The sequence below is a fragment of the Serratia sp. TMDUHS_CL genome (assembly GCF_037137105.1).
GTDB lineage: Bacteria > Pseudomonadota > Gammaproteobacteria > Enterobacterales > Enterobacteriaceae > Serratia > Serratia nevei.
Genome location: NZ_JBBBDV010000007.1, coordinates 1 through 25,869, shown reverse-complemented (window position 1 = coordinate 25,869; position 25,869 = coordinate 1). Strand labels below are relative to the sequence as shown.

General features: G+C 58.0%; 27 protein-coding genes. 12 read left to right on the top strand and 15 right to left on the bottom strand.

The window, feature by feature from the left end; genetic code table 11:
• Positions 1 to 9: 9 nt before the first annotated feature.
• On the bottom strand, positions 10 to 1,113 hold the full coding sequence (locus tag WCL58_RS14325; protein ID WP_060423200.1) for a DUF1615 domain-containing protein: 1,104 nt from the start codon (positions 1,111 to 1,113) through the stop codon (positions 10 to 12).
• A 178-nt stretch (positions 1,114 to 1,291) separates the two neighbouring features.
• Between WCL58_RS14325 and tehB the strand changes: the two genes are divergently transcribed.
• Positions 1,292 to 2,155, top strand: coding sequence for an SAM-dependent methyltransferase TehB (gene tehB, locus WCL58_RS14320; RefSeq protein WP_060423195.1), 864 nt, complete (start codon positions 1,292 to 1,294; stop codon positions 2,153 to 2,155).
• Here the strand turns inward: tehB and WCL58_RS14315 are convergent.
• A complete protein-coding gene (locus WCL58_RS14315; RefSeq protein ID WP_336851308.1) occupies positions 2,150 to 2,863 on the bottom strand; it encodes a 2OG-Fe(II) oxygenase in 714 nt (237 codons plus the stop codon). The two genes, tehB and WCL58_RS14315, sit on opposite strands and share 6 nt — an antisense overlap.
• Positions 2,860 to 3,915 carry a bifunctional DNA-binding transcriptional regulator/O6-methylguanine-DNA methyltransferase Ada gene (ada, locus tag WCL58_RS14310; RefSeq protein ID WP_060440615.1) on the bottom strand — a complete coding sequence of 352 codons (1,056 nt, stop codon included), beginning with the start codon at positions 3,913 to 3,915 and terminating at the stop codon, positions 2,860 to 2,862. The genes WCL58_RS14315 and ada overlap by 4 nt, the downstream gene beginning before the upstream one ends.
• A 237-nt stretch (positions 3,916 to 4,152) precedes the next feature.
• Between ada and leuE the strand changes: the two genes are divergently transcribed.
• A complete protein-coding gene (gene leuE, locus WCL58_RS14305) occupies positions 4,153 to 4,791 on the top strand; it encodes a leucine efflux protein LeuE (RefSeq protein ID WP_016928933.1) in 639 nt (212 codons plus the stop codon).
• A gap of 159 nt (positions 4,792 to 4,950) precedes the next feature.
• Positions 4,951 to 6,450: an aldehyde dehydrogenase family protein gene (locus tag WCL58_RS14300; protein ID WP_336851307.1), complete on the top strand. Its 1,500-nt coding sequence runs from the start codon at positions 4,951 to 4,953 to the stop codon at positions 6,448 to 6,450.
• Positions 6,451 to 6,483: 33 nt separating this feature from the next.
• Here WCL58_RS14300 and feaR read toward each other — a convergent pair whose 3' ends face one another.
• Positions 6,484 to 7,383: a transcriptional regulator FeaR gene (gene feaR, locus WCL58_RS14295; protein WP_060440616.1), complete on the bottom strand. Its 900-nt coding sequence runs from the start codon at positions 7,381 to 7,383 to the stop codon at positions 6,484 to 6,486.
• A gap of 222 nt (positions 7,384 to 7,605) precedes the next feature.
• Between feaR and WCL58_RS14290 the strand changes: the two genes are divergently transcribed.
• Entirely contained in the window at positions 7,606 to 8,328 is a 723-nt protein-coding gene (locus WCL58_RS14290; protein WP_336851306.1) for an acid phosphatase, read from the top strand.
• 35 nt (positions 8,329 to 8,363) lie between these two features.
• Here WCL58_RS14290 and WCL58_RS14285 read toward each other — a convergent pair whose 3' ends face one another.
• Positions 8,364 to 9,005, bottom strand: a complete 642-nt coding sequence (locus WCL58_RS14285; protein ID WP_336851305.1) for a DsbA family protein — start codon at positions 9,003 to 9,005, stop codon at positions 8,364 to 8,366.
• 107 nt (positions 9,006 to 9,112) lie between these two features.
• Entirely contained in the window at positions 9,113 to 9,517 is a 405-nt protein-coding gene (locus WCL58_RS14280; protein WP_197783854.1) for an Exc2 family lipoprotein, read from the bottom strand.
• A 193-nt stretch (positions 9,518 to 9,710) separates the two neighbouring features.
• On the opposite strand from WCL58_RS14280, the gene WCL58_RS14275 reads away from it, so the two are divergent.
• The gene (locus tag WCL58_RS14275) at positions 9,711 to 9,959 is read left to right on the top strand and encodes a hypothetical protein (protein WP_038873128.1); all 249 of its coding nucleotides are present in this window, start codon (positions 9,711 to 9,713) and stop codon (positions 9,957 to 9,959) included.
• Here WCL58_RS14275 and WCL58_RS14270 read toward each other — a convergent pair.
• Positions 9,956 to 10,723 carry an NAD(P)H-dependent oxidoreductase gene (locus WCL58_RS14270; protein WP_197847940.1) on the bottom strand — a complete coding sequence of 256 codons (768 nt, stop codon included), beginning with the start codon at positions 10,721 to 10,723 and terminating at the stop codon, positions 9,956 to 9,958. The two genes, WCL58_RS14275 and WCL58_RS14270, sit on opposite strands and share 4 nt — an antisense overlap.
• A gap of 84 nt (positions 10,724 to 10,807) precedes the next feature.
• Here WCL58_RS14270 and WCL58_RS14265 point away from each other — a divergent pair, with 84 nt between their 5' ends.
• Positions 10,808 to 11,188 (top strand): winged helix-turn-helix transcriptional regulator, encoded by a 381-nt coding sequence (locus tag WCL58_RS14265; RefSeq protein ID WP_038873124.1) that lies wholly within the window; start codon positions 10,808 to 10,810, stop codon positions 11,186 to 11,188.
• Here the strand turns inward: WCL58_RS14265 and WCL58_RS14260 are convergent.
• Positions 11,185 to 11,766, bottom strand: coding sequence for a flavin reductase family protein (locus tag WCL58_RS14260; RefSeq protein WP_033641194.1), 582 nt, complete (start codon positions 11,764 to 11,766; stop codon positions 11,185 to 11,187). The genes WCL58_RS14265 and WCL58_RS14260 overlap by 4 nt on opposite strands.
• Before the next feature lie 174 nt (positions 11,767 to 11,940).
• Between WCL58_RS14260 and WCL58_RS14255 the strand changes: the two genes are divergently transcribed.
• The 5 genes from WCL58_RS14255 to WCL58_RS14235 all read left to right on the top strand — a co-directional run bounded on the left by WCL58_RS14255 (position 11,941) and on the right by WCL58_RS14235 (position 17,557).
• Entirely contained in the window at positions 11,941 to 13,542 is a 1,602-nt protein-coding gene (locus WCL58_RS14255) for an ABC transporter substrate-binding protein (protein WP_055312975.1), read from the top strand.
• Positions 13,543 to 13,820: 278 nt separating this feature from the next.
• The gene (cybB, locus tag WCL58_RS14250) at positions 13,821 to 14,345 is read left to right on the top strand and encodes a cytochrome b561 (protein ID WP_072265465.1); all 525 of its coding nucleotides are present in this window, start codon (positions 13,821 to 13,823) and stop codon (positions 14,343 to 14,345) included.
• Between the two features lie 53 nt (positions 14,346 to 14,398).
• Positions 14,399 to 15,685 (top strand): hypothetical protein, encoded by a 1,287-nt coding sequence (locus WCL58_RS14245; protein WP_336851304.1) that lies wholly within the window; start codon positions 14,399 to 14,401, stop codon positions 15,683 to 15,685.
• Positions 15,682 to 16,845: a hypothetical protein gene (locus tag WCL58_RS14240; protein ID WP_336851303.1), complete on the top strand. Its 1,164-nt coding sequence runs from the start codon at positions 15,682 to 15,684 to the stop codon at positions 16,843 to 16,845. The genes WCL58_RS14245 and WCL58_RS14240 overlap by 4 nt, the downstream gene beginning before the upstream one ends.
• Positions 16,846 to 16,861: 16 nt before the next feature.
• Positions 16,862 to 17,557 (top strand): hypothetical protein, encoded by a 696-nt coding sequence (locus WCL58_RS14235; RefSeq protein WP_336851302.1) that lies wholly within the window; start codon positions 16,862 to 16,864, stop codon positions 17,555 to 17,557.
• A 3-nt stretch (positions 17,558 to 17,560) separates the two neighbouring features.
• On the opposite strand, the gene WCL58_RS14230 is transcribed toward WCL58_RS14235, so the two are convergent.
• Positions 17,561 to 18,676, bottom strand: coding sequence for a hypothetical protein (locus WCL58_RS14230; protein ID WP_336851301.1), 1,116 nt, complete (start codon positions 18,674 to 18,676; stop codon positions 17,561 to 17,563).
• A 485-nt stretch (positions 18,677 to 19,161) separates the two neighbouring features.
• Here WCL58_RS14230 and WCL58_RS14225 point away from each other — a divergent pair, with 485 nt between their 5' ends.
• Entirely contained in the window at positions 19,162 to 19,695 is a 534-nt protein-coding gene (locus tag WCL58_RS14225) for a hypothetical protein (protein ID WP_060423146.1), read from the top strand.
• A 51-nt stretch (positions 19,696 to 19,746) separates the two neighbouring features.
• On the opposite strand, the gene WCL58_RS14220 is transcribed toward WCL58_RS14225, so the two are convergent.
• From WCL58_RS14220 to WCL58_RS14195, 6 genes are all read right to left on the bottom strand, one after another.
• A complete protein-coding gene (locus tag WCL58_RS14220; RefSeq protein ID WP_015376761.1) occupies positions 19,747 to 19,965 on the bottom strand; it encodes a TM2 domain-containing protein in 219 nt (72 codons plus the stop codon).
• 613 nt (positions 19,966 to 20,578) lie between these two features.
• Entirely contained in the window at positions 20,579 to 21,469 is an 891-nt protein-coding gene (locus WCL58_RS14215) for a nucleoside hydrolase (protein WP_197794065.1), read from the bottom strand.
• Between the two features lie 10 nt (positions 21,470 to 21,479).
• Positions 21,480 to 22,688: a PfkB family carbohydrate kinase gene (locus tag WCL58_RS14210; protein ID WP_197794064.1), complete on the bottom strand. Its 1,209-nt coding sequence runs from the start codon at positions 22,686 to 22,688 to the stop codon at positions 21,480 to 21,482.
• A gap of 490 nt (positions 22,689 to 23,178) precedes the next feature.
• A complete protein-coding gene (locus tag WCL58_RS14205) occupies positions 23,179 to 23,586 on the bottom strand; it encodes a LuxR C-terminal-related transcriptional regulator (protein WP_197794063.1) in 408 nt (135 codons plus the stop codon).
• Between the two features lie 846 nt (positions 23,587 to 24,432).
• Positions 24,433 to 24,636, bottom strand: coding sequence for a helix-turn-helix domain-containing protein (locus WCL58_RS14200; protein ID WP_070915477.1), 204 nt, complete (start codon positions 24,634 to 24,636; stop codon positions 24,433 to 24,435).
• A gap of 2 nt (positions 24,637 to 24,638) precedes the next feature.
• On the bottom strand, positions 24,639 to 25,154 hold the full coding sequence (locus WCL58_RS14195) for a DUF2975 domain-containing protein (protein ID WP_070915475.1): 516 nt from the start codon (positions 25,152 to 25,154) through the stop codon (positions 24,639 to 24,641).
• Positions 25,155 to 25,869 lie beyond the last annotated feature (715 nt).

Below are 25,869 nucleotides of genomic sequence, written 5' to 3'. Positions count from 1 at the left end.
TTTATGTCGTTACCCGCCGGCGCGCGCCATGCAGCGCTGGCGGCGTTCGTCCACCCGCTTGGCGAACCAGGCGGTGGTCAGCTTGCGGGTGATTTTCGGGCTCTCCAGCTGGATACCCGGCAGCATCTCTCGCGGCAGCTTGCCGCCCGCCAGCGCGTAGACCTTCTTATACAGGTCGGTGTCGGCAAAGCCGGCCGTGTCGCCTTTCTCGAGCGCCCGGCGAATGGCGCTGTCGCTCATGTTCAGGCGCTTGCCGAGCGTGCGCACCGCCAGCTCGGTCGAGCCGGGCTTGTCGCTGCCGAAGTCGATCAGGTCGCCGTCCAGCGCCAGCGGAATCGCGCTCGCCCGGCTGACCGCGTTTTGGAACGCCGCGTTGCGGCTGGCGTACCAGCCGGCGTTGAAGTCGGCAAAGCGATAAATCGGCCGGCTGTAATCGACCGGATACCCCAGCAAATGCATAATGCCGAAGTACATGCCACCGCGCCGGCTGAAGACTTCGCGGCGAATCGAGCCGTCGATCGGATAAGGGTACCCTTTGGCGTGCGCCTCGGCGAAGGCGACGCTCACCTGCATCGGGCCGCCGGTATGTACCGGGTTTAAATGCCCGAACAGCTTCTGCCCCATCGGCACGCGGTCGATCATGTCATCGAAGATATCGCTCAGATCCTTCTCGGTACGCACCTTATCCAACCGCTCGCTGTAGCTCTTCCCGTTCGACGACGAGATCTTCAACGCGGTGTGCACCAAAAAGTTCGGGATGTGCATCTGATCGGCACGGCGATCGATCTCCTTCCAGGCGATCTTCGGCAGCCCCGGCACCTGCGGGTTGGCCTGGAACGTCGATTCCTGTTCGGTCACCGCCAGCACCGAACACAGGTTCTCATCGCTCGGCTCGATGCCCTGCGCGGCGAAGGCGGCGGTAATATCGGTAGCCCAGCCCTGACGATCGCCGGCGTTGGCCGGGATCAGCGTCATCAGTCGGGCTTTGACGTCGGCGGGGCGCGCCGCCGGCGCCGTGGTGGGGGTTTTACTGGTACAGCCCGCCAGCGCCAGCAGCGCGGCCAGGCTCAGCCAACGGAAGGGCGTCGGGTGAAATAAACGAGGTATCGGCATCTTTTCCCTGAACGTGATGACATGAACAGCACTGAAATTAGCCCAGCCGCCGCGCACAATCCAGTATAAAGATATCGCCGCGCCTTCCCGTCAGGCCGCTATGTTCAAACGCCTCATAAAGATGTATTTTATATACATCATATAAATCACTTTGCTTGCCCAGCCAGAGGAGCCCCTTATGGAGCAGCAGCTGCTTTGCTATAAAACCCTGCCGGAATGGAACAGCGACACGCTGCCGGAAGCTTTCCGCCAGCGCCACAACACCCAGAGCGGCACCTGGGCGAAGCTCACCGTCCTGAGCGGCAGCCTGACGTTCGCCATGATGACCGAAGACGGCGCCACCACCGAGACCTGGCAGTTCAGCCCCGAAAGCCAGCCGCCGTTTATCGCGCCGCAGCAGTGGCATCGCATCGTTTCCTTCTCGGACGACATGACCTGCCGGCTGGCGTTTTACTGCACGCCGGAAGATTACTACCACAAGAAATACGAACTGACGCGCACCCACTCTGAAGTGATCGAGGCGGCGGCGCGCATCGCGCCGGGCAAGGCGCTGGATCTGGGCTGCGGCGGCGGCCGCAATTCGCTCTATCTCAATCTGAAAGGTTTCGACGTCACCGCCTGGGACAAGCACGCGCCGTCGATAGACCGCCTCAATCAGATCATCGACGCCGAGCAGCTGACCCGCCTGAGCGCCAGCGTGCAGGATCTCAATACCCACCGCTTCAGCGGCGAATACGACTTCATCCTGTCCACCGTGGTGATGATGTTCCTCGAACGCCAGCAAATTCCGTCTATCGTGCAAAACATGCAGGACAGCACCGTGCGCGGCGGCCATAACCTGATCGTGGCGGCGATGGATACCGAGGATTATCCCTGCCCGCTGCCGTTCCCGTTCACCTTCAGCCCGGGTGAGCTGAAGCATTATTATCGCAACTGGGAGATCCTCAAATACAACGAAGACGTCGGCCAACTGCACAAGACCGACGCCGCCGGCAACCGCATCTCGCTGCGCTTCGCCACCCTGCTGGCGCGCAAGCTATAGCGCGTCGTGAAAGATAACCCCCAGCGTGTGGCGTTGGCCGGCGTGTATCCGGCTGACGCCGTGGCGCAGATTGACCCGATAGTAGCCTTTCACTCCCGCCACCGGCCGGTGATGCACGGCGAACACTACCGCGTCGCCCTGCTGCAGCGGCACCACCTCAGGCCGACTCTGCATCCGCGGCCGCTGTTCGGTCAGCACGAATTCGCCGCCGGTGAAGTCCCGTTCAGGGGCGGAAAGTAAAAACGCCACCTGCAGCGGAAACACCCGCTCGCCGTACAGATCCTGATGCAGGCAGTTGTAATCCCCCGCTTCGTAACGCAACAGCAGCGGCGTCGGCCGCCGTTGGCCGGCCCGGTGGCATTCGGCCAGGTAGGCCTCGTGTTCGGCGGGATAGCGCGCCGTCAAGCCCAATAAGGTATTCCAGCGGTTGGCCACCGGTGCCAGCCGTGCATACATCAGGCTGCGCACCTCGGCCACCGGAAGCGGCAGCGGATAGGCGAAATACCGGTACTCGCCGCGGCCAAAACCGTGCTTCGCCATCACGATGCAGCTGCGGAAGTGCGCATCGTGCGGGTAGAGCGCCGCCAGCTCGCGGCACAGGTCTTGGCTGAGCACGCCAGGCAGCCGCGCGCAGCCCTGCGCATCGAGTTCGCGTTCGATTGCCGCCCAGTCCAATTCGGCCAGCCGCGCCGCCAGCAGGCCGCTCATCGCTGCGCCTCTTTTTCCAACAAGGCTTGCTTGCGCTCGACGCCCCAGCGATAGCCGGACAAGGCGCCGTCGTTGCGCACCACCCGGTGGCAGGGGATCGCCACCGCCAGCACGTTGGCGGCGCAGGCGCCGGCCACCGCGCGCACCGCTTTGGGCGCGCCGATGCGCCGGGCGATATCGGCATAGCTGACGGTTTCGCCGACCGGTATCGCCCGCAGCGCCTGCCAAACCCGCTGTTGAAACGCGGTGCCGCGAATATCCAGCGGCAGCGCCAACCCGTTCTCCGGCGCTTCAATCAACCCCACCACCTGCGCCATCAGCGCTTCATACTGCGCGTCGCCGCCGATCAGCTCGGCATTAGGGAACTTGTCCTGCAGATCCTGCACCAACCGCTGCGCATCGTCCCCCAGCAAAATGGCGCAGATGCCCACCTCACTCTGTGCCGCCAGGATCTCGCCCAGCGAACAGCGCCCGACGGCGAAATGGATGCGCATGCCTTTGCCGCCCGCCCGGTAAGCCTTCGGCGTCATGCCCAGCGCGGCGTTGGCTTGCTGGTAGAAGCGGCCGTTGGCGCCATAGCCGGCGTCGAAGATCGCGTCAGTCACCGTCTCCTGCTGCGTAAGACCGGTGCGCAGCCGTTGGCTGCGCTGCGCGTCGGCATAGCCTTTCGGCGTCAGGCCGGTGATCGCTTTGAACAACCGGTGGAAATGGTATTGGCTCAACCCGACGTGGCGCGCCAGCGTCTGCAGCGACGGCGCTTTCTCCGCCCGTTCGATATAGCGGCAGGCCTCAGCTATCTGCCGCGCATGCTGCTCCGTCAACGGCGTCAGCCCCTGGCGGCAGCGTTTGCAGGGCCGATAACCCGCTGCCTCCGCCTGCTCGGCGTCGTCGAACAGCTCCACGTTTTGCCGGTTCGGCTGGCGTGACGGGCAAGAAGGTGAGCAATACACGCCGGTGGTTTTCACCGCGTAGATAAAGCGGCCGTCGGCGTGCTTGTCGCGGCTGACGATCGCCAGCCAGCGCGGATCGGCGCTGTCGATTACGTTTTTCATCATCCGTTCCTCACTGCGGTTTCGATGTTAACCAGCATAGTGACGGGCCGTTGGCGAAACACGCCGACTCTTGCTTTTTAATTCGGCGCCGACGTTTTCGACAATGTTTCGACAATTTTTAACCAACAACATGAAGTTTATTACGTTGCCAACCCGGTTGCACAGCGTTAGGATCGCGGCCGGCCACGGGCGTGGCCAGTGTTTTTGCCTGTTAGTTGCGCGCATGGAGAGGTTATTGTGTTAGAGAGTTTTGGCGTCCTGAATTTATGGACCTATTTGGCCGGGGTGGTCTTCATTATCATTCTGCCGGGGCCGAATACGCTGTACGTGCTGAAAACCGGCGTATCGCGCGGCGTGCGCGCCGGCTACACCGCAGCGCTCGGCGTATTCATCGGTGATGCGATCCTGATCTTCTGCGCCTATATCGGCGTGGCTTCGCTGATCCGCACCACGCCGTTCCTGTTTACCCTGGTGCGTTTTCTCGGCGCGATTTACCTGCTGTTCCTCGGCGCAAAAATCCTCTACGCCACCTTCGTGCAGAAGGCGCAGGCGCAACAGCAGCAGATTGAGGGCGGCCACAGCATTCTGCGCAAGTCGCTGACGCTGAGCCTGACCAACCCGAAAGCTATCCTGTTTTACGTGTCGTTCTTCGTGCAGTTCATCGATTTCAACTACGCGCACACCGGGCTGTCGTTCACCATTCTGGCGCTGATCCTCGAAGCCGTCAGCTTTATCTACATGAGCACGCTGATCTTCTCCGGCGCGATGCTGGCGCATTTCTTCAATCACAAGAAAGGCCTGGCGAAGCTCGGCAACGGCCTGATCGGCCTGCTGTTCCTCGGCTTCGCCACCCGTCTGGCAACCCTGAGTTCGTGATCCCTCCCGGCCGGCGCCCGCCGGCCGCGGTTTACTCGTTCGTCACGGCAAAATGACACGCAGGGCAAACCGAATGTCAGGCAGACCAAAGCCGCCGCTTTCCCGCTGATCTAGACTTGCAGGGTTAACGATAACCTGATGAGCCTGATCGGAGGATGTATGTCTGACAATACCGTAGCCGTGCTGGATAGCGTGTCGCGTTTTCTCGATCGTCAGCATGGGCTGTATATCGACGGCCAGTGGCGCGCGTCCGCCGCGGAAGGCCGCCTGGCGGTGTATAACCCCGCCAATGGGCAGCAGATCGCCACCACCGCCGACGCCAACGAACACGACGTCGCGCTGGCGGTGCAGTCCGCCCACAAAGCCTTCAGCGAAGGCGTCTGGGCACAGCGTCTGCCGGTAGAGCGCGAACGCATCCTGCTGCGCTACGCCGATTTGGTGGAGCAACACGCCGAGGAGCTGGCGCAGCTGGAAACCCTGGAGCAGGGCAAGTCCATCAACATCGCCCGCGCTTTCGAAGTCGGCAGCACCCTGAACTGGATGCGCTACACCGCCGGTCTGGCGACCAAAATCACCGGCCAGACGCTGGACGTCTCCATTCCGATGCCGCCGGGCGCCAAATATCAGGTTTATACCCGTAAAGAGCCGATTGGCGTGGTCGCCGGCATCGTGCCCTGGAACTTCCCGCTGATGATCGGCATGTGGAAAGTGATGCCGGCGCTGGCGGCAGGCTGCTCCATCGTCATCAAGCCGTCGGAAACCACCCCGCTCACCCTGCTGCGCATGGCCGAACTGGCGAGCGAAGCCGGCGTGCCGCCGGGCGTGTTCAACGTGGTCACTGGCCGCGGCACCCTGTGCGGCAAGGCGCTGACCGAACATCCGCTGATCGCCAAAGTCAGCTTTACCGGCTCCACGCCGGTGGGCAAAAGCATCGCGCGCGCGGCGGCGGATCGCCTGACCCGGGTGACGCTGGAGCTGGGCGGCAAAAACCCGGCCATCGTGCTGAAAGACGCCGATCCGCAGCAGGTGATCGAAGGCCTGATGCTCGGCAGCTTCCTCAACCAGGGGCAGGTGTGCGCCGCCAGTTCGCGGATTTATATCGAAGCGCCGATCTATGACCAACTGGTGGCCGGTTTCGAACAGGCAGTGAAATCGCTGTCGGTCGGGCCTGGCATGGACACCGGCGCGCAAATCAACCCGCTGGTGTCGCTCGCGCACCGCAACAAGGTGGCGGCCTACCTGGACGATGCCCGGTCGAAAAACGCCGAGCTTATCGGCGGCGCGGCCGGGCCGGATGCCAATGGCTTCTACATCCCGCCAACGCTGGTGATCAACCCGGACGACAGGCTGAACCTGACGCGCGAGGAAGTGTTCGGCCCGGTGGTTAACCTGATTCGGGTAGCGAGCGCCGAAGAGGCATTGAGCAAGGCCAACGACACCGACTTCGGGCTGACCGCCAGCCTGTGGACCACCAGCCTGCAGAAAGCGATGGCGCTGACGCCGCGCATCCAGGCCGGCACCGTGTGGGTCAACACCCATACGCTGATCGACCCGAACATGCCGTTCGGCGGGTTCAAACAGTCGGGCAGCGGCCGTGACTTCGGCCCGGATTGGCTGGATGCCTACACCGAAACCAAATCGGTCTGCATCCGCTATTGAGTGAGGCGGCGCGGGCCTGGCCCGCGCCCTGACTTATTGATATTGCCGGCGGTACTCGCTCGGCGACATGCCGAAACGCTGCTTGAAAGCGGTCGAGAAATGGCTGTGATCGGCAAACCCCCAGTCGAGGCCGACTCCGGCCAGCTTTTCCTGCCCGGCGGCACTGCGCAGCGCCTGCGCGCACAGATCCAGCCGGCGGTTTCTGATGTACTGCGCCACCACCAGCCCCTGACGGGCGAACAGCCGATACAGGCTGCGCAGCGACACCCCCAACTCGGCCGCCACCCATTCCGGGCGCAGCTGTGCCGACTGAATATGCCTGTCGATCAACGCCAGCGCCTTGTCGAAAACCGGCTGTTGCCCCTCCGGGCGCGCCTGTTCGAGCGCCAGCGCCGGGCGCAGCAGCGCCGCCAGCGCATTCAGCACCGCTTCGCTTTCCGCCGCGGCGAGCTGAGGATCCTGCATGCTGCTCAGCACCAGCTGGCGGCTGAGGCGCACCGCGCTGAGCTCGGCCCCCAGACGCTGGGCACAAGGCGGCGGCACCGGCAGGCAGCCGCGCGGCAACAGCAGTGAGATTTGGCGTGAATCGCGCTGGAAGGTGAAGCTGCTGGGCCGTGAGGCGTCGATCAGCGTGATGTCGCCGGGAGAGAGCACCGTCTGGCTCTCGCCCTGTTCCATCAACGCGCTGCCGCGCAGCTGGAAGACGGTAAAAAAGTGCGCGCCGTCGCTGCGGGCGATCTCGCGCGACGTGCGGTACAGCCGGGCCTGAGACACGTCGACCACGCTCAGGCGCAGCGCATGGGCGCGGAATTCCTGCATCGCCCCGCTGAAGCCCGGCCCCAGCGTTTTCGCGCAGAATCGGCCGCAGGCGGTGTTGATTTTCCCCAGCCACTCTTCGAAGCCGACGTCCCGGAGCGTTGCCAATGCCGTCATGATCTCTCCCTTCAAACAGCAGCGGTGCTGCGCCGTTGAACAGAAAAACACCATAACAATCCGTTAACACACAATCAATGGCGAGCGGGGGATTTGGCGCCGCGATCACAGTTCACCCGGCGCCCGTCATCAATCCGCCACGAAACCGTCATCTCATCGTCACAGGCCTCGCCAAAGATACAGACTGCTCCCCTTTCACTTTGACACCCTGGACATGACCCGATGAAATCGTTGCAGAAATCCGTTTTAGCGCTGTGTTTGTTTACCACCAGCGCCCTGACCGCGTTCCACGCGCAGGCGGCAGAGGAAGCCCAACCGTTGACCACCGCGCAGCAGGTGGATCTGACCCACATCCTGCCGCCGCCGCCGGCCAACGACTCGGCGCAGACCCAGCGCGAACTGCGGGAAGTGCTCGACATGCAGCAGAAACGCACACCGGAAATGGCCAGCCAGGCCAAGGCGGATGCGGAAGAGAACGTCTGGGTGTACAGCAACGTGATGGGGCCGAAGTTCAACGCCAAAGCGTTGCCGGCCGTGAGCGCCTTCTTCGATCGCATCGTCGCCACCGAAGCGGCGGTGGTCGATCCGGCGAAAGATTTCTGGAAGCGCCCGCGCCCGCATATGCTGGACAGCCGCATCGAGCCGATCGTCAAGCGCTCCAGCTCCGGTTCCTGGCCTTCCGGCCACACCACGCTGGGCACGCTGATGGGCATCACCCTGGCCAATATGGTGCCGGAAAAGCGCGCCGCCATCATGACGCGCGCCTGGCAATACGGTGACAACCGAGTGGTAGCGGGGATCCACTACCCTTCCGATATCGAGATGGGCCGCATCGCCGGCAGCGTGATCAGCCAGCAGCTTTCACAGCAGCAGGATTTCCAGCAGCAGTACCGGCAAGCGCGCGACGAGCTGCGCCTGGCGCTGGATTTGCCTGCGGAAAAATAGACCCGGCGGCTAACACCGGGCCCTGACGGCCCGGTTTACGGCTGTTTGTCCAACAGGTAACGCACCACCGCCGCGTACGCTTTGGCGTAGCCTTCGACGCTGGTGCTGGCCATGCCGGCATTGTCTATCTTGTATTTGCCTGCCACGTAGAACGATGGGGTGCCGCGCACCTCGAATGCTTTCACCGCTTCGTTCTGCTTGGCGATCAATCCTTTGACCAGCAGGCTGTGACGCGCGTTTTCATAGGTAGCGGCATCGATGCCGGCCGCCGTGAACACCCGCTGAATATCTTCGGCGCCGTTGACGGCGCGCTGTTTCTGCACCGCGTCGAACATCGCCCCTTCAATCTTGTCTTCCACGCCCAGCACCGTCGCCACCGCCCAGGCTTCGGTCAGCTCATTGCCCAGTTTACCCATCAGGCTGACGTGATATTTGGTGACTTTCTCACCGGCGGGCAACGCCTGCGCCACAGTACTGCCTACGCGGTAGGTATCGGCGAACTGATAGCAAGGGCCGCAGTAGAAGGAGAAAAATTCCACCACCGCCGGCGCGGCGGCCACCGGCTTATCCAGCCGGGTGTATTGCTCGCCCGCACGGTAATCCGCGGCCTGAACCGCGGGCAACGCCAACATCAATACGACGGCGGCGGCGAACGAACGCTTAACTTTTGCCAACATAAACACTCCTGGTTTCGATTATGAACATCGTCCTTAGCGGCGGTTTTTATAATCAAATAACCGGCAGAAGGCCAGTTTTTATTACCTTCTGTTTATGTGGGATTCAGTCAGCGCCCTTCGTAGCCGTCCCAATAGGCACCTACCGCTTCCTGCGACAGCACCTGGCGACGCTTAGGATTGTCGGAGCCGCTGTAGGCGCGATTGATGAAAATGGTCTTGTGTTCCATGTTCTGCTGGAACTCCGCGCTGGCCAGATAATCGGCCTTTTTCTGCGCCTCGCTGCGCGCCACGCCCGCCACCCGATCCTTTTTCCCCCATTGGTAGAACTGTTCGAACATCGGCACGGCGTTTTTAATGCTGCCGTTCACATCGGTGCGGAATTGCGGATCGAAGTCATCGCGCGTTTGATAAACGTAATGCTTGGCATGCAGCTCCGCGCTGCTGAGGTGGTGGGTGCAGGCGCTGAGCGCCAACAGCGGCAACAACAGCGCCGCGCTTTTCAGTTTTTTCATGTCGTCTGTCCCTGTCAGTGAGGAAGGTCCTTTAGCGCCAAGAGCATAGCGCCGGCCCCCGGTGAACGTCAAACGACAAAAAATCACATCATATTGTTTTATATTAATATTATATACATTGATTGGTATTCATTGCCTGAAACACTATGCTTTAACAGAACAGGGTAAACACTCACCGACAGCGAGGCGGCCAATGAAACCGATCGACAAAAACGTGGGGGAGTACGACCTCACGGCGGAAAAAAAAGCGGGCATGATCACCGGCACTATCCGCGGTGAACTGCCGGACAGCGACGCCAACCTGCCGCTGGTGCCCTTCTCCGGCACCTTCGCCGGCCCGAGCGTGGCCGACGCCATCGCCGATATCCAGCAACAGTTCCCCGACATCGAACCGGCGATTATCGACGACTTGCGCGAGGAACTGCTGAAGGCCGGGTTCTAAATCGGATCGCGGTGCCGCACGAACGGGCTGTAGACCGGCGCGCCGGGCTTCAGCGCCATATCGGCGTCAAAATCGTCATTGCGGTTGAACGGTACCGCCGGCCAGGCGGCAAGATCGCTTAAGCCTTCCCGATACGCCTGCGTCACCTGCGCCAAAGCGGCGTTCTGCGCCCGCCGCTCCTCGCCCGCCAACCCGCCGCGCACGCCATAGACCAGGAACGGCTCCAGCACGCTAAAGCCGATATAGTGCAGCGCATGCATGATCGGCCACAGCATCAACCGCATATCGCCGTCACGCCCGTCCGGCGCACAGGCCTGAGCGGAAGCGCCGGCGGTAACGGTCAGCAGCGCCCGTTTGCCGCGCATCACGCCGTTCTCATGGCGGTGGCGGCTGTCGTACACCCCGCCGTAAACGAACACCCGATCCATCCAGCCTTTGAGGATGGCCGGTGCGCCGAACCACCAGAAAGGGAACTGCAGCACCAGCGTATCCGTCCAGCGCAGCAGCTCGATATGCCGCCGAATCTCCGCCGGCAGCGCCTGGATCGTCCAGTGATGGCGCTGCTCCTGCATCGCATCGAACCTGTCCGCCTGCTTTCTGCTGGGGTAATGGCCGGCGCCTTCGCGCGGATCAAACCCCTCCTGATACAGATCGACCGTCTTCACCTGGTGCCCCTGCGCCAGCCAGGCCTGCCGCGCCTGTTCGGCCAAATGGGCATTGAAAGAATGTGGCTCGGGGTGAGCCAGCACAATCAGCACGTTCATCCTGTTTCTCCCGCGGTAAGGTGGTGCTGCTATGCTGTGGCTTTATCGCATCCTTGGCAATTACGCACCTGAAGGTAACCCCCCATGGCCTATCCCGGCGACGTCTATTCGAGTAAATGCTCCGCGCGCGATGCGCTGGCGCTGATTTCCGGCAAGTGGGTGATGCTGATCCTGCCCGCGCTGGCGCAGCGGCCGATGCGCAACGGCGAGCTGCTGCGCCGCATCGACGGCATTTCACAGAAGGTGCTGACGCAAACGCTGCGCCAGCTGGAACGCAACGGGCTGCTCGAACGGCTGGATTTAAGTGAAAAGAATCAGGCGCATGTGGAATACCGGCTCAGCGCCGTCGCCTGCTCGCTGGTCGAGACGCTGACGGCGCTGGACCGATGGGCGGAATACCATTTCCCCGAGTTGGACGCCGCCCGCGAGCGCTATGATGCCGACCGCAAGCGCGCGGCCGATTAAAGCGGTTTGGCCCGCAGCGTCTCGCCGCTGCGCACGAAGTTGCCCGCCCCCAGATGATGAATCGTATGCAGATCCGCATTGGCGGCGGTGAAGTTCCAGCGCCCTTGCTGGAACACCCGCTCGTCCGCCGCCGCGCTCAGCACCTCGCCGAAGCAGGTGTCGTATTTTTCCTGCGCGCCGCTTTCCGGCAATAAGCGGCACTCCAGCCACGCCACGCAGCCCTGTTCGATCAGCGGCACCTGCAGGGTGGCGCTCGGCGCGGCAGCGATGTGGAAGCGGGCGAACTTGTCGTCATCCAGCCCGGACACGCTGCCGACCGCGTAGGTGGCGTCGATGAACATGGCCGCCGGCACGCAAATGCCGAATGCGCCGCTTTCCTCGATCATTTGCCGGCTGTGCGCCCCTTTGTCCACCACGATGGCAATGCGCGGCGGGCTGAACTCCACCGGCATCGACCAGGCGGCAGCCATCACGTTGCGTTTGGCGCCGTCGCGGCTGCGGCTGGTGATCAATACCGTCGGGCCGTGGTTCAGCAGGCGGCTGGCGTGTTCGAGGGCGACAGGGCGAAAGTGGCTCATCGGGAAATCCTTGCGAGTGACTGATTGTCACGCAGTGTAGATCTGCGCTGCGGCGGCAGGCAACGCGGGGCGCACAGAATGCGCAGCTGAGGCGCTTGTTCCCCGTCGCGCCATCCGTTATCTATAGTTAAATCAATTCGCCGCTAACGGCTCCCCCCACCTGAGGATCTTGCCTTGACGTTTTCAAAACACCCTATCGCCGCGCTGGCGCTGGCAAGCGCCGGCCTGCTGTCGGCGGGCAGCGCGCTGGCCGCTTCCGATGCGCTGGTGTACTGCACCGTCGCCTCGCCGGAATCGTTCAACCCGCAGCTCTCCAGCTCCGGGCCGACCTTTATCGCCACCTCGCAGGTGCTGTACAACCGGCTGGTAACTCTGCGCGAAAGCGATAAAACCCCTGCCCCTTCGCTGGCCACCGAGTGGAGCGTCAGCCCGGACGGCAAGACCTACACCTTTACCCTGCGCCAGGGCGTGAAATTCAACAGCAACAAATATTTCACCCCAACGCGCGACTTCAACGCCGAAGACGTGGTGTTCACCGTGATGCGGCAGAAGGATCCCGCTAACCCGTATCACAAGGTCTCCGGCGGCAACTATGAATACTTCACCGACATGGGCCTGGATAAACTGATCGCCAAGGTGGAAGCGGTGGACGAGCATCACGTGCGCTTCACGCTGAGCCAGCCCAACGCCGCCTTCGTCGCCGACTGGGCGATGGATTTCGCCTCAATCCTGTCCGCCGAATACGCCGACGCCATGCTGAAAAAGGGCACGCCGGAATACGTCGACAACTGGCCGATCGGCACCGGGCCGTTCGCGCTGCAGCAGTACAAGCAGGATTCGCTGATCCGCTACATCGCCAACCCGCACTACTGGCAGGGCGAAGTGGCCAGCAAGCATCTGATCTTCTCGATTACGCCGGATCCGCAAACCCGGCTGGCCAAGCTGAAGACCAACGAATGCCAGATCATCCCCGCGCCGCTGCCGGAACAGTTCGCCGCCATCAAGGCCGACGGCAACCTGCAGCTGCACGACATCACCGGGCTGAACGTCGGCTATCTGGCGTTCAACACCCAGAAAAAACCGTTCGACAACCTGCTGGTGCGCCAGGCGCTGAGCTATGCAGTGGACAAGAAAGCGATCGTCGCCGCAGTGTTCAAAGACAGCGGCACGCCGGCCAACTCGCTGCTGCCGCCGGGCATGCTGGGCTACAACGATAAACTGCCGGAGTACGCCTACGATCCGCAGAAGGCGCGCGAGCTGCTGAAGCAGGCCGGGCTGGAGCAGGGCTTTGAGACCGACATCTGGTCGATGCCGGTACAGCGCCCCTACAACCCGAACTCGAAGCGCATCGCCGAGATGATCCAGAGCGACTGGGCGAAGGTGGGCGTGAAAGCCAAGATCGTCACCTGGGAGTGGGGCCAGTATCTGGCCGGGCTGCGCAAAGGCGAACAGCAGAGCGCGCTGTACGGTTGGGTGTCGGACAACGGCGATCCGGATAACTTCGCCACCCTGCTCGGCTGCGCCGGGGTGCAGAGCGGCGCCAACGTGGCGCGCTGGTGCGATAAGGATTACGACAGCCTGATCCAGCAGGCGATTCAGGAAAATCAGCCGCAGGCGCGCGCCAAGCTGTATCAACAGGCGCAGGTGATCTTCGCCAAACAGGCGCCGTGGCTGCCGCTGGCCACCGGCAAAGTGTTCTACGCCACCCGCAGCAACCTGAGCGGCTACGTGGTGGACGTGAACGGCAGCGACTTCGCCAAGGCCAAATTGAACTGATCCCAGGCGCCGCGGCGAGAGCTGCGGCGCTACCCGCCTCATCGCTTAATAGGCTGCCAGCCTCTGAACCTACCGCGCATTAACTTCACAACTTACGATGCTAGCGCCCTCCCCTGCCGCCAGGCATTTAATCCACTAAGTTCATAGCTTAATAAGCGGCGTAATCCCTGGCATTTTGCTTAAACTGCACGCAGGCGCTTTCCTCGCCTGTAACATTTCGTTACCATCGGCACACAGACCCTTTAACATCAAAAGGTAACCCGGTGCAGAACACCTACATGCCGTGGCAAATTCGCCTGCACTGGCTGGTGGCGATCCTGCTGGTCATCACCTGCGTCACCATCGAGCTGCGCGGCTTTGCCGAACCGGGCAGCGCCCCCTGGTACGTGCTGGTTGTCACCCACTTCAGCTGCGGCGTAACGGTGTTTGCGCTGATGATCGCCCGCCTGTTCCTGCGCTGGCGCCACCCTTCGCCCGCTATCGTGCCCAAACCGCCGAAGTGGCAAACCGGCCTGGCGCACCTGACGCACACCCTGATTTACCTGCTGCTGCTAACGCTGCCGGTACTGGGGGTGTACTCGCGCTATCTGGGCGGCAAGGAGTGGTATCTGTTCGGCCTGCCGATGCCGTTCGCCGACGTGGCGGATCGGCCGCAGGCGCGGATGATTATCGGCTGGCACAAAACGCTGGCGTCGTTCGGCTACTGGCTGATCGGCCTGCATGCCGCCGCCGCGCTGTTCCACCACTATATCGTCAAGGACAATGCGCTGGTGCGCATGCTGCCACTGATGAAAAAGCGCTGACTACCCGGCGCCAGGGATGAATTTTCGGGCCACGCCCGCTGACAGGGAATGACATGCAAACCCAATTTTTTAATGTGACCGTCGAGCAATGCGCTTGCCAACAGACGGCGCCCGACAACCTGGTGAGGATCATCGCTTCCGGCCAGACGTTCTTTTTTTACCGTGACGACTTCAGCGACAGCGAAAATCTGCTGGCCAGGCTCGCCGCCGGCGATCGGGTGAAGATCGGCGCCCACCGCCTGCAAGACGGCAGCTATTGGCTGCACTGGCTGCTACACGGCACTAAAGGCCGGCTGGAGCCAGACAGAACGCTGAAATACAAGCTGAAATACTTCGCCCTGCTGGTGCTGGGCGCGGCGCTGGCCGGCGGTTTCCCGGCGGCCTTTTTCATCATGGACCGAGAAGATTCCTGGCTGACCATCGCCCTGTTCTTTATCGCCATTATCGCCGGCCTTATCGGCATCGGCCTGGTGCTGTTCGTCGGTTCGGAGCTCCTGCTGATCGCGCACCGCGGCCGCAGGCGCCTGCTCAGGGCGCTGGATCGCGTGCTGCAGGGGCAAGACGTCACGCCGCCCGGCTCGCTCAGCCTGAAAATTCCCGGCATCAAATACCGGGCCGTCCGTGCAGACGCAACGCCAGTGCCCACAACGCAACAAACCGAGTTCCCCCTCCCTGACGGCGTCGAGGCCTCCGGCATCGAGACGGTCAACGCCCTGAGCTACGAACTCCTCCACTATGAGATCCCGCGGCAGGTGCAGTATTTGGACACTTATGCGTGGCGCCAGAAGGAGACGCACTTCGCGTTGACGACCCGCGCGCTCAACGTCCCCAATACCAAACTGCATCCGGTATTTCGTCGGCAGCATCCGCTTTTCATCGCCAAAGGCGATTCGCTGCAGGTGTTGTATTGCGAGAACGACACCGTCCCCGAGCTGCCTACGGTGCGTGGGATCATCAATCACCGCGATCGCCAGGCCTATCTCATCGGCGGCAGCCGCTACTTCACCGAAGCCGGCCTTAACCTGAGCACGCGCGTCGTCTTCATCCTCGGCGCGATCATGATGTGTTTGATGCTCGGCCTGATCGTGTGGGATAACGCCGATACCCCAGCGGGCGTTTACCTGGATGCCTGGACCCTGAAGCGCCTCGGCAGTGAATTGCCGCCGATTCTGCTGCTGCTGATGCTGATGATCAGCGGCCTGGCGCTGCTGATCGAGGGCTTCGCCCAGATCTGTCGCCTCTACGCTTTTGAGCAGCACCGCACGTTTAAGACGTTCAAATACCTGCGCAATCTGCGCCGCAGGCTATGGCGGCAGGAGCAGGTGACGGAGCTGAAATGATGACGTTAGCGCTTTATAAAAGACCCCTTATTATCCTGACGCTGTTTTTGGCCAGCGCGCTGGGCGTCTATTTTCTCGCCCCTGAGCAACGCTATGCACAGTGGCAATGGACCCAGAGCAACGAGGCCTTGCCGACGATAGCCCGTTACGATCTCATCCACAGCTACCCGGCGCAGGACGGCGCTCTGCTGCTCATCAGCAAAAGGAGCGAACGCGGGGCTTACAATAGCTTTTACGGCTGGGCGGCCAACTACCTGAGCCAGGTGTTATTCACCGGCCCGAAGGGGCTGCAGATGCTGGGGCAACTCGACGAGTTGATCTACGATGCGGTTTGCGTCGAGCAGGAGTGCGTGCTTTTTCTGTCCAAGGGGCGCAGGCTGGTCGATGTGCAACGGGGCACCATCGGGCCACTGATCCCCTGGCCGGAGGGTGACGACAACCTGCCTTCCTTTATCGGCGGCAAACTGGTGGCGCTGCCGGGGACACGCGCGCTGTATTTCATCAGCACCGAAGGCGTATTCTACAGCCCGGACTTTGGCACCCATTGGCAGCAAACGCTGGATCTGCCGGCACAGCTGGAAGCGCGGCAGCTGCTGGGCTTTGAGCGCGGCGAGGAGGACTCACCCTCCGGTAAGCGCAAATCCATGCCCGAGATCTTTACCGCCGTTGATGGCGAGCGCGTGCTGTTCTGGATGAACCCGGTGCTCGGTTCCGGCGCCTTGCACATCGCCGTTAACGGCAAAACCGGCGAGGTGGCCGAACTGCATTGGCTAACGGTGCGCGTGAAGGAAAGCGCCCAGGCCCCGGATGGCGGCATCTACCTGATCGCGCAAACGCTGGACAGAGGACTGTATCAGCTCCTGCGTTATCAATCCGACGGGCAGCTGACGGTGCTGTTGGAAAACGGCGATAAATCGCTGTATCAGCTGTGGGCGGGCAACGACAAGCTGGTCGCCCAAACGGATAACGGCGATGCGCGTCTTTCGCTGATTTTCGATCTGCGCTCATCCGACGTGCGCTACCGACAGCCGTTGGAGTACCGCTACAACGGGCGCGACGACGCACGTCAGACCGTGATCGAACCGGAAAGCCACTATGGCGATGACGGGAAAACCCCGCCACTGCCCTACTTCGTCCGCTATCGTTCCACCACGCCGTGAACATGAGGAACCTGCCATGCTGCTAGGTTATGGCGCCGGCGCCGCAGGATTGCTGGCGCTGTTGTTGGCCCTGCTGCTCACCGCTATCCTGCTCACCTGGTGGGGCTGGCGCTACGCTTCTGCCCGCTGCGGCCGCCCGCGACCGCCGCTCTCCTGGGGCGGCTATCTGCTGGCCTCGGCGCTGGCGGTCTACCCGGTGGCGTGCGCGCTGATGCTGATCGGCATGGCCATCCAGGACATCAAGAGCCAGCAGGCGGAAGATCGTTGGAATCAACGCAGCTACCTGACGCTCGACGAGGCAAAACCGTTTGGTGAAATCACGCTGCCGAAGGGAAGCTGGGTAAGTCGGCAGGAGCCACGCCTGCCCGGCACCGAAGACAGCCCTATCACGATGGACGGCGTGACCGCCGTGCGTTTTCCTCAGCCACAGAGCGTGGCCGGCGTGCCGATCATCGCCTTTGAGGTTTTACCGCCGGTGATGGAGCTGGCGAGCGCGCACACCTTTACCCGCCCGAGCGGCCAAAGGGTGCACTGCGAAGCCGGTTGGCTGGTCACCTTCTTGTTGCCGCCGGATCGGCCGGCTCCACAGTGGGAGGCCGGGCTGCCTGCGGCGGCGTTTCGGCCCAGTAGTTGGGCCTTTAGGGAGTGCTTCTCCGGCAGCCCGATCGCCGTACTGACCTTGCACAACGGCGAAGTCAGGGTGCTGCCTTAAGCCTTACGCCGTGGCGTTGGGCAAGCGCACGGTCACGCGGTTATTGGCCGTGGGCAGCTGCAGCGGCGCTTCCTGCCAGCTCACCGCGATAACCAAGACCGGCGGCGCCGCTACGCGCGGCGCACGCCCGTCGGGCCCTACGCCGTAGGCATCCCATTCAATCACGAACACGCCGCCGTCTTGCGGCTCGATCCGCTCGACGAAAAAAGTGGTGTCCGAACCGCGCCCGCCCGCCGGTTTGTGCGCGTGAGAGAGCAGGCTGAACCACTCGCCGGCGAAGTACAGATGGTACAGACCATCGACGATATGCTCGCCGCGGAACTGGCAACCGCCGACGCTCAAGCCGTCACCCGCCGGGGATTCCGCCACGCGTTCGAGATCGCGCACAAAACGATCCGTCGGCCGGTTATCCAGCAACAGCTCATAAGGGGGCGCGTGCAGCAACGCGGCCGGATCGTCCGCCTGGCGCAGATCCGCCGGCAACATCGAGCGCGCCGCCAGCGCCCGCCCACTGGGTAAGGCGATCGCCAGACGATCCGCCGGATCCTCAGTCCACTGAGGCACCCACAGACCGCGCAGCTGACGCAGCGGCGTAGCCTCCGCCTGCCGACACCTCGCCCGCAGCCGCGCCAGCGCCTCAGCGGAACCGGCGGCCAATGCCGCCTGCTCGCAATCGGTCAATGCAGGCAGCGCGTACACCACTCGGGCGGCAGGCTCGTACACCGTCAGCCCCTCACCCTCGCGGCTGCGGGTCGGGATCAGGCGCAGCTTGCCGCCGTCCACGTCCTGCGGCGCGGCACAGGCGCTATGCACAATCGCCCCGTCACGCAGCAGCAGCGTCCAAAAATTGGGGCCGCCCATGCCCAGTTCCCCCACGCCGCCAATCTGCCGATCGCTGTCGCCGGCGTGCGCCATCTCAATCGGCTGCGAGCGCCAGTCGGTCTTGCGCCATTCTGCCGCCTCTGCGGGGTCTTGCGCGCTTTTAGCGGCGTACTTCGCCCATTGCAGCACGGCAAACAGCGCGATGCACAGCACGCCGAAAACCGGGTGATCCTGCCAAATCAACAACCAACCGACGATCAAAAGGGCCCAGGCGGCCATGGCGATATCCTTTTCCACGAGAAAACCGCCTGATTCTAGCTCAGGCGGTTAGCGGGGTTGAAGCCTATGCCATGAATAATTAGCCGTTAAATAGAAAGGTAATAATTTCATCGTTATTTCTGTGACTATGAAGATCACATAAATAACGCTTCACAGAGTTGATTTCAACGTAAAAAGATAACCCTCTGTATCTCAATGCAATATTCGCAACCCCATTAAAAGCCAAAAGATAAAAGAGGAAAAAAACCGCAATAATTTGTGTATATTCTAAACATTGACTATGTTTAGACATACTATTTATATGCAGGTAAAAACGCTGAATAAAAAAGTGAAAGGCGTTTAGCAAAGTTGAATCACCCCCGCTAACCGCGAGGGTGGAAAAACATTCTATAGCAATATTCCGATGGGATTTTATTTCCACGGAACGGGTAACCTTGCGTTTTATCAAGCCAATAGGCTACACACCGCAATTAATATCATTATTAGTATTCCGGAGAGCGACAATGAAAATCGTTACAGGCATCATCCTTACCTCTGTAGCCGCCTTCAGCGGCGCGGCTTACGCGGCCGATGCGCAGCCTACCACCGGCAGCGCGGCAGTGACGCTGGAACACGTGCACGCCGTGATGGAAAACGGCAGCCCGGCTCCACAGCACGACGCCGCCTGCAAAAAAGAACTTTCCATGCCGGAATCGAAATATATGGGCATGAAGGTTAAAACCGATTACACCATTAACAGCAGCACCATGATGATGTCGGCCAAATCGATGTTCCCATCACCGGATTCCATGAAGCCCATGGAGCTGACGGTCGATCTCTCCGCGTTGGGCCTGGCGGATGTGTATGCCTTCGGCGCCTTTAAACCGGCCGCACTGCCGCAGGCCTATATTTATTTCACCATCGACAAGGATTTTAAAAATCCGGTCAGCACCTTTATGATCATCAACCAAGGCAAGCAATATAACTGCGTAATCTCCAGCTCGAATAAAATGATGAGCAAAGAGATGCGCGGCAAGATGATGATGAAAAAACAGTAGAGGAATGAAAAGCGGCGCTTCCCTTAGCAGGAAGCGCCGCATGAAAACGCATTAAATCAGACCAGGATTGTATTTCTGGTTGAACTTCTCTTCCGACTGAAACAGATAAATAATGCCTTCGATAAAGCCGACAATCGCCGGGATCCCCGTCCAGCAGAACAGCAGGTAGAACAGCCCCCACCACTTCATTCCTAAGTAAAACTTGTGAATGCCCAACCCACCCAGGAAGATGGCCAGCAGGGCCGCCGCGAGCTTGTCTTTTCTGCTCATAGTGCACTTCTCCTTACTTCTCACCGAACCACCGGCATGTCCAAAAAACGGATGCCGCTCCACAGAGCGCCGCATCGCAATGCTTGAGGAGAAAACATTCATCCATCAAGACTCAACAGGGGTAATTATAACAGCGGATGATTAAACGGTTGTTTAACCGATGCCGGGCCAAGGAGTGGGGACAATAAGAGGAAGGGGTTGCAGCGGAGATTTGCAGAAGACGACCGTATAGGGTGCGGTAAGCGCCTGACCGAACCTGATCATTATCACTGGGATGACTGAGGGTAATGACAATATTTCCCTGACGGACAAGTGCGGTTGCCAGATCATAATGACTCCACAAACTGCCCGCGTTACCATAAAGTATTACCATCGGTAGATATCTGCCCAGAGTTATTTCCACAGCACGATGCATTGCAGCATGGTAGGGACCGACGTTGTTCAGCGTATCGTCCCCTTTACTGCTGCCGGGATAGAATCAAACCGCTTACATAGGAAAAAAGAGGCATAGCGCGATATTGCAAATAAACCGACGAGTATCACTGAGTCACTGCCCTATATCGTCAAAAACCCCCACTCATTTAATTTATGAACTCATTGCGAAATAGCGATATTAAGGCAAGTGTTTCAATACGCTCACAACCCAGCTTTTAAACTTATCCGAATCAATTGCCACGGCATAAGAAATAAGCGCCCCGTCTTCCCTTTCAATCATGGCACCCTCTGAAGCACCGCTAACGACAATATCGACAGTTTTATCCTCAAAGGTAAAAATATCTTTTTCACATAGCAGTGCTATCGTACAGGAGTCATGCATCCAGACACCTTCTATCAGATTACCATCGTCATAATATTTGAATGTTTTTTTAAACATGCCAGAGGATTTATTTTTTCCTGCGAGAAGCTCCTTATCTGTCACCAGTGCCTGACTGGTGACATCGAGTCCGACAACCGTTTTCCTGATACTTGAATCCATAACTAGTTTGGCGGCATGGGGATCAGCCCAAAAGTTAAACTCCGCGTGCTCAGTAATGTTACCACCGACAAGGCTGCCCCCCATGATGACGAGTTCATCTATATTTTCTTCAATTTCCGGGTACGTCTGGATCAATATGGCAATATTTGTCAACGGCCCCATGGCTACCAGTTTAATGGGGACCTCGCTGTTAACCAATAGTTCTCTGATGGCTTCCACTGCGGGAATCGCAAGCACCTTCTTCTCCGGCGCGTTAAAAATATAACCATCCATTCCGCTGATTCCGTGTGCCAGACAACCTTCCTGCCCTCTCAGAAGCGGTTTCGACTCACCGACTGCAATTGGCGTGTCGACATTAAAAAACTCCCTCAACACGCAGGCGTTATAGGTCGTTTTTTCGAGAGAAACGTTACCATGAACAGTGGTGATTAATTTTACATTGATCTTTGGAGAATACAGTGCCAGGCCAATAGCCAGTGCATCATCGATGCCCGGGTCAGTATCAATAATAATATTATGCAATTTCATTGTTATCCTTTTAGTCAATATATATACCGCTTTTAAGTCTTTCTAAAACAGTCGTTCTTGAAGGCATTGATGATGCGCCATGCTTCTCCACTGCCAGAGATGAAAATGCTACAGCCAGCTTAATTGAGTTATCGATATTAAGACCGTCGACAAGAGATGCCGCGAGAGAACCATTAAAGGCGTCGCCGGCTCCGCTGGTATCCACCACAGTGGCCCGTAATGCTTTATAGTGTTTGAGAACCTCACCATTGTAATAAATGCAGCCTTTGCTCCCCAACGTGATAATCACCTCTTTCACACCTTTTTCGTGAATAATTTTGATAGCGCCTTCGGCAGAGGCAATGTCGGTAACTTTAACCCCGGTAAGTAATTCAGCCTCGCTTTCGTTTGGTATCAGAAGATCCACAAGATGAAGGTGAGTGTTAATTTCATCTGAATATGGCGCAGGATTAAGAATGACGTAACAACCCGCTTCTTTAGCCAGTTCTATGACACATCGGGTGGCGTCGATGTTATTTTCAAGTTGCAAAAGACAGACGCTTGCCTGGATGAGATGAGCATAATCATTAATGATTTCATCGCGGGTAACATTTGCATTTGCGCCCAAATCAATAACGATAGTGTTGTTTCCCGTTTTCTCTTCCACCGTCACCAGCGCATTGCCGGTATTGTTTTTTTCATCTCTCACAAGCGCGACAGAGTCTAGGCGAGATGCCGAAAAGTATTTCTCTGCATTATCCCCAAAAGTATCCTTTCCTACTTTGACGAATAAATGAACATTATCATTCAACTGTGCTGCTGCTGTCGCCTGATTTGCGCCTTTACCGCCTGGAAAGAAGGTGGTGGCAAGCGCTGTGATCGTTTCCCCTACCTTCGGAAAACGGCTGACTTCAGTAACCACATCAAGATTAAATGAGCCAAATATATAAAGGGAACTGCCGTTTTTTTCACCTTTAGTTGAAACAACTTCTCTCTCACCAATCAACGTAACGCTCCTCGATTCCTCAATCGCTTTACTGACCATTAGCCCGGTATCAATATTTCCAAGACGAATCCCCCCATGAAACTTAGTACCTATTCCGAGCGAGAAAATTTCATCGATGTAGCGCCTCGTTGTTCGCTCTGAAACATTTAAAAATAGCGACTCCCGCCTGACATTCAGCTCTTTTTCATGGACAAGCTTCTTTCTTAGGTATTCTATCTTTGCCATTTTCTTCATAGAGCCTCCACTATATGAAAAGTTAGCCAATCATTTATTTTCATCCATCACATTTCTCTCGTAAATTCGGACAGAAAAATGTCCGAATTGTCGTTCTTTGCTTTATTTTCGATAGCATCTTATTTTCACCGACTTTCGGTTACAGTGACGAACAGGATGAGTAAGTGCAGTGGTCAATTCATACTGGGAAGCACATTAGTCTGTATGTAAGACTGCCACTCAAACCTGAGTTTTTTGACCGGCTAGCACTGACCGCCTCAGCATTCTCCCCTCTTAATAACACGCCCTAACTCACCCAAAGTATTAACGCTAACGCCGTACCCCAAAAGAACGAACAGAACAAGATAATAGCTATCCATACCCGTCGGCGGCTGAACAACCACCTTTGACCTGCAGGTTTATGGCATGCTGAACACCTGACGCTCTCGACCTCATTTTGACGGTGGCTTTTTTGTTCCCCGCCATTCAGCCATGGCATAGCGAAATCCTCTTAATACCGCAATCCATCACGTCTATAGGCCACCGGCGTAAACTGACGCAACAAGGTCAAAACATCCGGAGCACCCAGTTTCAATAATGCACGGGCACGATGCGTATAAATGGTTTTGGCGCTGAGCTGCGCCTGCCGAGCTTGGTTATAGATGGATATCTCACGCAGCGTCTTACCCAGCACGTAGCGTTCCCGGTGAGACAACAAGTTATGCGGTTCGCAATAAAAGGCCTCATCAGAGCCGTCTATCTCCCCTATTGACGATATAGCGGTCCGGCACAGCACAGGCAACGTGCATCTGGCATCGACTACCCGCGCCTCGCCGTTCACACCGAGATGCGCCAACACTCGACGAACAATATCAGGCGCTACGTTCGACATCACCACCACACGCGTATAACGTGCCATGTGCAGCTCCCTCAATTGCAGTAACACAGACAATGCTTCCTGTGCCCGCATAGGTAATCGCAATACCAGACCCGATGGCGACGTTGCAGCCCCAGGACAAACCGCCAGCATCGATAACATCTCCGCCAGCGCCTCTCTCGCGACAACTCGCGCCACGCAGGGGTCGCTTTGCAAAGCCGCCTTCATTCCTGCACGCCCATAGCAGCACGCGTCAACTACCGTGATCTGCCAGCGAGCATCGGGGGGTACATCACCACCACTTCGCCTCCAGCCACCACGCCGTATCGTCCCCCCTCCACCAAGAGTCTGCACAACTGAGTGATTCACGCCCATTCAAACCTCCCAACATTATTCGATATCGCTGTTTCGCCCCCAGCAGCGATACAGCACGTTCAAAATTAATGCTATAACCTCCGAGAGAAATACCGTCCCCCAATAGAGGCTTGTCGATAACGGAAAAATAAATAGCGAAACCGTGGAATTCCCTGAGGAGGTTCCAGCGAGAGAATGCACAGCAGAGAGATAATCTCTGATATTGAAATTAGTTAGAAAATACCGGGAACACATCACACTGCTGATAAGTATTTTACGCTGACTATCCTTACATGGCTGACGACATTGGCAACCCGTAATTCCGTAAAAGAAAATTCCTGCCAGTCAAACAAAAGATAGGACTACCGACCACCATGACACCAACGGCATGTTAGTAGTATTTTTTCCAGGATAGAGCGCGGCGTCTGCTAATCCTATAATCCGCCGCCAAGAGTACAACCTCAATTTTTATGTTCGATGTAGCGCCAAAATTAGCGCAAAGGCGGCTCGATTATAAAACGACAACTGACCTAATTACTCTGTGTATTTTATAATGTCACCAGGTTGACATTCCAATACCTTACAGATGGCATCCAACGTACTGAACCGGACGGCTTTCGCTTTCCCGCTGTTCAGTATGGATAGGTTAGCTTCCGTAATACCAATTAATTCAGCCAACTCTTTCGATTTCATTTTCCTGTCTTTAAGGATGGCATCCAGTGTGACAATAATCGGCATAGTTAAATCACCAACTCCCTTTCCTCTTCCAGTTCCTTTCCCTTCTCAAAGATATAGCTCAGAGAAAGCACTCCCCATCCCAGCAGTAGTTGTTGCAAGCTATATAGCTCTGAGCTGGCTACGGATACATAGTCGGAGTTCCATTCATCAAGCGAGGAGTCAAAAAATATGCGAATGAAAAGATTAAAGCAATACCCAAGCACAAGGATTAAGCCTATATTTCTTACATTTCTAATTCGTTTTTTAGTAAACAGCTCACCATTGCGTATACCTTTAGAGAAGATAAACATTTGCAGTAACACAAGAAAAGTGACCAGGTTATCAACAATAAAAGTGATATTATCCCCTGACGTCCATTCTATCTCCGTATCAAAAGAAAAAGACTGGCCGTCACTCACTGGCCAAAACAGCAAGTAGCCACATACAATCGGGAGCGTGCTCATTAAAAACAACAGCATGATCTCCATGCCTCGGCACAACCGAATCTGTACTTTGTGCGAGTGTGAAATGACTCTCATGTGCGCTTCCCCTAGATGACTGATTTCATAACGCCATAATTATTGTTTTACAGTAATTCGTCAAGTTTAATTATCGAAAAACAATAATTATATCTTGGTGCCAAATTGCCCACCTCCAAGTGCGGCATGACCGACATGCCGCAGGTTGGGTTGCAAAGACCCCATTTGGATCGTTCGTCAAAATGGCGCGTTTAGCCTTGAGTGCCTAATCATGTTGAATCATAAGCTGAACGTGGCGTACTGATAATGCCACTGCTAGCAGGTATCAGCTGGGGGGGTAAGTATCCCGGTAAAACGGCCCATTCACTTTTAGAGATCTGCCGACACACTGATTATGGGATCCACGACAGCTCCCGATGTTAATAGCACTATCGATGATAAATCCTGAGATCTCAGGAGCATACCTTCGCCAGCCAGAACAGGTGTACTACTTACCCACTTTTCTCTATCCAATTTTTGATACTCACCAGACATCGCTGCCAGACAGCCAATAGACCCACGGCAATCGCACGCGCTTTTCTCATGTCGTTGTTTTTGTTGAAGCGTGAATCTCACGCTGTCCCGTTTAGAGACGGTATCGGGCGGGAACTGCACCGCAGCTACGGCGATACAGATTATCACGTTGAGCCATAGGTTTTAGGGCCTCATATAGGAGAGGCTAAGCGATTTCACTACGAATGAAGTTAATATCAATGAAATGTTATGGAATGGTGCC

What these genes read in the sequence shown, in the direction of transcription:
- WCL58_RS14325 (WP_060423200.1), bottom strand. Translation starts at nt 1,113, where the DNA reads ATGCCGATACCTCGTTTATTTCACCCGACGCCCTTCCGTTGGCTGAGC.
- tehB (WP_060423195.1), top strand. Translation starts at nt 1,292, where the DNA reads ATGGAGCAGCAGCTGCTTTGCTATAAAACCCTGCCGGAATGGAACAGC.
- WCL58_RS14315 (WP_336851308.1), bottom strand. Translation starts at nt 2,863, where the DNA reads ATGAGCGGCCTGCTGGCGGCGCGGCTGGCCGAATTGGACTGGGCGGCA.
- ada (WP_060440615.1), bottom strand. Translation starts at nt 3,915, where the DNA reads ATGAAAAACGTAATCGACAGCGCCGATCCGCGCTGGCTGGCGATCGTC.
- WCL58_RS14300 (WP_336851307.1), top strand. Translation starts at nt 4,951, where the DNA reads ATGTCTGACAATACCGTAGCCGTGCTGGATAGCGTGTCGCGTTTTCTC.
- feaR (WP_060440616.1), bottom strand. Translation starts at nt 7,383, where the DNA reads ATGACGGCATTGGCAACGCTCCGGGACGTCGGCTTCGAAGAGTGGCTG.
- WCL58_RS14290 (WP_336851306.1), top strand. Translation starts at nt 7,606, where the DNA reads ATGAAATCGTTGCAGAAATCCGTTTTAGCGCTGTGTTTGTTTACCACC.
- WCL58_RS14285 (WP_336851305.1), bottom strand. Translation starts at nt 9,005, where the DNA reads ATGTTGGCAAAAGTTAAGCGTTCGTTCGCCGCCGCCGTCGTATTGATG.
- WCL58_RS14280 (WP_197783854.1), bottom strand. Translation starts at nt 9,517, where the DNA reads ATGAAAAAACTGAAAAGCGCGGCGCTGTTGTTGCCGCTGTTGGCGCTC.
- WCL58_RS14275 (WP_038873128.1), top strand. Translation starts at nt 9,711, where the DNA reads ATGAAACCGATCGACAAAAACGTGGGGGAGTACGACCTCACGGCGGAA.
- WCL58_RS14270 (WP_197847940.1), bottom strand. Translation starts at nt 10,723, where the DNA reads ATGAACGTGCTGATTGTGCTGGCTCACCCCGAGCCACATTCTTTCAAT.
- WCL58_RS14265 (WP_038873124.1), top strand. Translation starts at nt 10,808, where the DNA reads ATGGCCTATCCCGGCGACGTCTATTCGAGTAAATGCTCCGCGCGCGAT.
- WCL58_RS14260 (WP_033641194.1), bottom strand. Translation starts at nt 11,766, where the DNA reads ATGAGCCACTTTCGCCCTGTCGCCCTCGAACACGCCAGCCGCCTGCTG.
- cybB (WP_072265465.1), top strand. Translation starts at nt 13,821, where the DNA reads ATGCCGTGGCAAATTCGCCTGCACTGGCTGGTGGCGATCCTGCTGGTC.
- WCL58_RS14245 (WP_336851304.1), top strand. Translation starts at nt 14,399, where the DNA reads ATGCAAACCCAATTTTTTAATGTGACCGTCGAGCAATGCGCTTGCCAA.
- WCL58_RS14240 (WP_336851303.1), top strand. Translation starts at nt 15,682, where the DNA reads ATGATGACGTTAGCGCTTTATAAAAGACCCCTTATTATCCTGACGCTG.
- WCL58_RS14235 (WP_336851302.1), top strand. Translation starts at nt 16,862, where the DNA reads ATGCTGCTAGGTTATGGCGCCGGCGCCGCAGGATTGCTGGCGCTGTTG.
- WCL58_RS14225 (WP_060423146.1), top strand. Translation starts at nt 19,162, where the DNA reads ATGAAAATCGTTACAGGCATCATCCTTACCTCTGTAGCCGCCTTCAGC.
- WCL58_RS14220 (WP_015376761.1), bottom strand. Translation starts at nt 19,965, where the DNA reads ATGAGCAGAAAAGACAAGCTCGCGGCGGCCCTGCTGGCCATCTTCCTG.
- WCL58_RS14215 (WP_197794065.1), bottom strand. Translation starts at nt 21,469, where the DNA reads ATGAAATTGCATAATATTATTATTGATACTGACCCGGGCATCGATGAT.
- WCL58_RS14210 (WP_197794064.1), bottom strand. Translation starts at nt 22,688, where the DNA reads ATGAAGAAAATGGCAAAGATAGAATACCTAAGAAAGAAGCTTGTCCAT.
- WCL58_RS14205 (WP_197794063.1), bottom strand. Translation starts at nt 23,586, where the DNA reads ATGGCACGTTATACGCGTGTGGTGGTGATGTCGAACGTAGCGCCTGAT.
- WCL58_RS14200 (WP_070915477.1), bottom strand. Translation starts at nt 24,636, where the DNA reads ATGCCGATTATTGTCACACTGGATGCCATCCTTAAAGACAGGAAAATG.
- WCL58_RS14195 (WP_070915475.1), bottom strand. Translation starts at nt 25,154, where the DNA reads ATGAGAGTCATTTCACACTCGCACAAAGTACAGATTCGGTTGTGCCGA.